The organism is Planktothrix sp. FACHB-1355 (assembly GCF_014748295.1).
In the GTDB taxonomy this organism is placed as follows: Bacteria; Cyanobacteriota; Cyanobacteriia; order Cyanobacteriales; family Aerosakkonemataceae; genus Aerosakkonema; species Aerosakkonema funiforme_A.
This window is the reverse complement of sequence record NZ_JACJUP010000722.1, coordinates 1-3,677: the sequence shown is the minus strand read 5'-3', so window position 1 is coordinate 3,677 and position 3,677 is coordinate 1. Positions and strand designations below refer to the sequence as shown.

Annotated in this window: 3 protein-coding genes; all 3 read right to left on the bottom strand. The window is 43.3% G+C overall.

What is annotated here, in order from left to right; translation table 11 throughout:
- Window positions 1-94: 94 nt before the first annotated feature.
- Window positions 95-961 carry a carbohydrate ABC transporter permease gene (locus H6S82_RS23730; protein WP_190474834.1) on the bottom strand — a complete coding sequence of 289 codons (867 nt, stop codon included), beginning with the start codon at window positions 959-961 and terminating at the stop codon, window positions 95-97.
- 3 nt (window positions 962-964) lie between these two features.
- Complete coding sequence (locus tag H6S82_RS23725; protein WP_190474831.1) at window positions 965-1,873, bottom strand: sugar ABC transporter permease; 909 nt, start codon at window positions 1,871-1,873, stop codon at window positions 965-967.
- Between the two features lie 224 nt (window positions 1,874-2,097).
- Window positions 2,098-3,384 carry an ABC transporter substrate-binding protein gene (locus tag H6S82_RS23720; RefSeq protein ID WP_242057087.1) on the bottom strand — a complete coding sequence of 429 codons (1,287 nt, stop codon included), beginning with the start codon at window positions 3,382-3,384 and terminating at the stop codon, window positions 2,098-2,100.
- Window positions 3,385-3,677 lie beyond the last annotated feature (293 nt).

Here is a 3,677-nt window from a genome sequence, read left to right as displayed (position 1 = left end):
TCAAGAATTTGAATGTTTGGCTTAATAAACTTTTTTAACCACCCGCTAGCTCCTTCTTTTTTTTGACTTTTGACTTTTGACTTTTGACTTTTCCCTATCCTTTGACCGCACCAGCAGTTAAACCTTGCACAATCTTGCGCTGGAAGAACAAAACCAATAAAACGAGAGGTAACGTTCCCAGCACAGTAGCAGCTGCGATCGGCCCGTAAGGAATTTCAAACACCGAAGCACCGCTTAACTGTGCAGTTGCCACCGGAATCGTTTTCATCGATTCGCGAGTCATAAAAGTAAGCGCAAAAATGAACTCATTCCAAGCAGAAATAAAGGTGAGGATTCCCGTCGTCACCAGTGCTGGAACAGTCATCGGCAGCAGAATATGCCAAAGCATTTGCAATGTATTGTAACCATCTACCCTAGCAGCATCTTCTAAATCTTTGGGCAGTTGTTGGAAGAAACTCCGCATCACCAAAATTGTCAGAGGCAAATTGATCGCGGTATAAGGAATTATGAGTGCCAGATAGTTATTACCCAAGTGGGTAGCTTTCACAACTTCTAACAATCCCAGAAATAGCAGCACTGCCGGAAATAAAGTCACAATCAAGATACTGGCGAGGATAATTTTTCTTCCCATAAATCGCATCCGCGCCAAGGCATAAGCTGCGGGTGCGCCTAATGCCAAACACAGCAGCGTCGTAGTAATGGAAACAAAAGCGCTATTAAAAATGTAAAGGGCAAACGGACGGCGCAGGAATAGAGATAGGTAATGTTCCAGCGTGATTTGTGTGGGAATGTAGACAACAGGAACCGCAGAGATATCTCTATTCAATTTGATGGAAGTTAATACTTGCCAGATAATCGGCCCCAGGAAAAAAGCCACAACTGCGAAGATCGCAACTGGCAAAATAATTTGTCGCCAATTGAAAGTTGAAGCAGATGTCGATCGCTCTTGTGCAATAGCCATAATTTAAGATACTCCTGCAATGTTAGAGCGTGCTTTGGACAACAAGAAACTGGCGATCGCGACAGCAGTTAATAACAACAAAAACGTCACCACAACCAGCGCTGCCCCATAGCCAAAATCCAGGTAACGCATCACCGTACTGTAGATATAAACAGAAACTGTTTCTGTCGCCCCCGCAGGGCCACCGCCAGTCATCACCTGAATTAAATCAAATATGGCAAAAGCTTGGGCAAATCTAAACAACAAAGCAATCACAATTTGAGGCATCAAAAGAGGTAGCGTAATTCTCCGAAAACTTTGCCAAGCAGTAGCGCCATCCAGGGCGTGAGCTTCGTAGAGGTCATTGGGAATTGATTGCAATCCTGCTAGCAATAAAAGCGCGATAAAAGGCGTTGTTTTCCACACATCGGCTGCAATTACTGCCACCATTGCCAGCACAGGATCTCCCAACCAGGTAATCCCAGTTTCAATTATGCCCAAACGTCGCAAAATATCGTTGATGATGCCGTAGCGATCGTTAAAAATCCACGCCCAAGCAACGCCCATCAAAGCAGTTGGCAAAGCCCAAGGCATTAGGGTAATTGTCCGCACGATACCGCGTCCTTTAAAAGCTTGATTTAGTACCAGTGCGATCGCAATTCCCAGAATTAATTCTAGCAGCACAGAACCAGCGGTAAACACCGTCGTGTTCCACATACTCTGCCAGAAGCGCCCATCACCTAACATCCGCTGATAATTGCTCAAACCGGAAAAAATTCGTTGTAGCTGAGAGCCAAGGTTTTGGGTATATAAACTCAACCAAAAAGCCCTCAAAATCGGGTAAGCAAATACTAGCGATAATAGGATTAATGCTGGTAATACCAATATCCATCCAGTTGTTTGTTCTCGTTGCTGTATAGGGTCTGATTTCATGCTGATTCGTAATTGGTAATCGCTAAATTACAAATGATATCATGTCCGGTGGCATCGGTAGTATAGGAGTGATGCTCTCATGTTATCTGTGGGAGTCGGGGGTTAAATTTTTACCGCAGATTAGGCAGATTAACGCAGATTAACGCAGATAAGAAAGCGATTTTTTATGGAAACGATGCTAACGGATATGATCTGACGATGACTGATGAATCATGACTGAATATTTAACTTTTTGTTTCTGTTTGCAGCTGTGAATTTTGGATTTTTTTAATTTGTCCTAGCAGATTGCGCGTTTCGCCAGATGCTGCTTGCATTGCTTGTTCTGCACTCATGCGTCCCGTAAAAGCCGCACTCAAATAACGTTGCAAAATATCGGAAGCTTGGGCATACTGAGCCAAAGGCGGACGTAATGCGGGTTGTTGCACAACAGATAGCAGTTGCGGATAATGAGGATATTTGGCAACAACTTGCGGATCTGTAAACAAAGATTTGTAACTGGGAACTAACCCAGTATTCAGAATCAATCTTTTTTGGATTGCTTCGCTGGTAAGGTACTGAATCAATCGCCATGCTTCCTCTGGATGTTTTGATGTTTTAGATATTCCCCAACCCCATCCACCCAAGCAGGAACCACCCCGATAACCAGCTGCGTGAATCATCGGTTTGATGGCAATCTTACCCCGGACTTTCGATCCTTCCTGATTCACCAATCTCCAAACATAAGGCCAGTTGCGTAAGAAAACCGCACTGCCATTTTGAAATAGCAGGCGCGTTTCTTCTTCCCCGTAAGTAGTGACGCCAGGGGGAGAAATACTGTTAGTAATTGTGTTGCGAAGAAACTCAACTGCTTGGATTGCCTGCGGTCGATCGAGTCCCACTTCCAAAGTTTCCGAATTAACCCAAAAACCGCCAAAACCTTCCAGTACCTCGACAAACATTGCCGATACACCTTCGTATTGCTTGCCTTGCCATAGATAACCCCAAGGTATTTTTTCCTCTTTCTTTAAACGTTGGGAAATTTCGATCATTTCTTGAAATGTTTCGGGTGGTTTAGCTCCAATTTTTTTCAACAAATCACTGCGATAGTAAAGTACACCTGCATCGGAAGCATGAGGTATGCGATACAATCTGCCTTGATATAGTCCCCCCTCAACATTACCTTGAATAAATTTTGATAATTGCTCTTTGCTAATTCTATTTGTGAGATCCATCACCCATCCAGCAGCGGCAAACTTGGGCACCCAAACAATATCCATGTTGATGATATCGTAGGGCGATTCTCCCAATAAAAAGGCCGAAGTGTAGAGCCCTTCGATTAAGTTTGTATCGAAGGGCCCTTCTACCATGTCGATACGAATGTCGGGATTTTTGGATTCAAATTCTCTGACAAATGGCCTCCAATTAGCAATGTCTTGACCCTGCATCAACATGGTGAGGACGACTGGTTGCTGGACTGTCGCTGTCCATCCCAACATGAGAATGCCCAAACAAATACCGATAAAAATTCTCATCCAACGCCAAAATCCTGGTGTTGGTGTTAAATTTTGCAGTTTTTTGAACGTATGGCCGTAAAACATTGTCGGCTTACCGAGCGAAATTTTTAATGAAGAGTTTGCTTTTGAAAACTGTCAATCCAATGGCTATAGGATAGTAACGCTGTTTGTTGTTCGTTGCGGGAAACCCCAAAGTATGAACCACAAACAATGTAAGACTATCGATGAGATTATTCTATCTTAGTGAGATTTAACTTTCGATTCTTTACATATCCTCATTTTGTTATATAGCTATAAAAATTCGCATTCGA

What these genes read in the sequence shown, in the direction of transcription:
- H6S82_RS23730 (WP_190474834.1), bottom strand. Translation starts at nt 961, where the DNA reads ATGGCTATTGCACAAGAGCGATCGACATCTGCTTCAACTTTCAATTGG.
- H6S82_RS23725 (WP_190474831.1), bottom strand. Translation starts at nt 1,873, where the DNA reads ATGAAATCAGACCCTATACAGCAACGAGAACAAACAACTGGATGGATA.
- H6S82_RS23720 (WP_242057087.1), bottom strand. Translation starts at nt 3,384, where the DNA reads ATGAGAATTTTTATCGGTATTTGTTTGGGCATTCTCATGTTGGGATGG.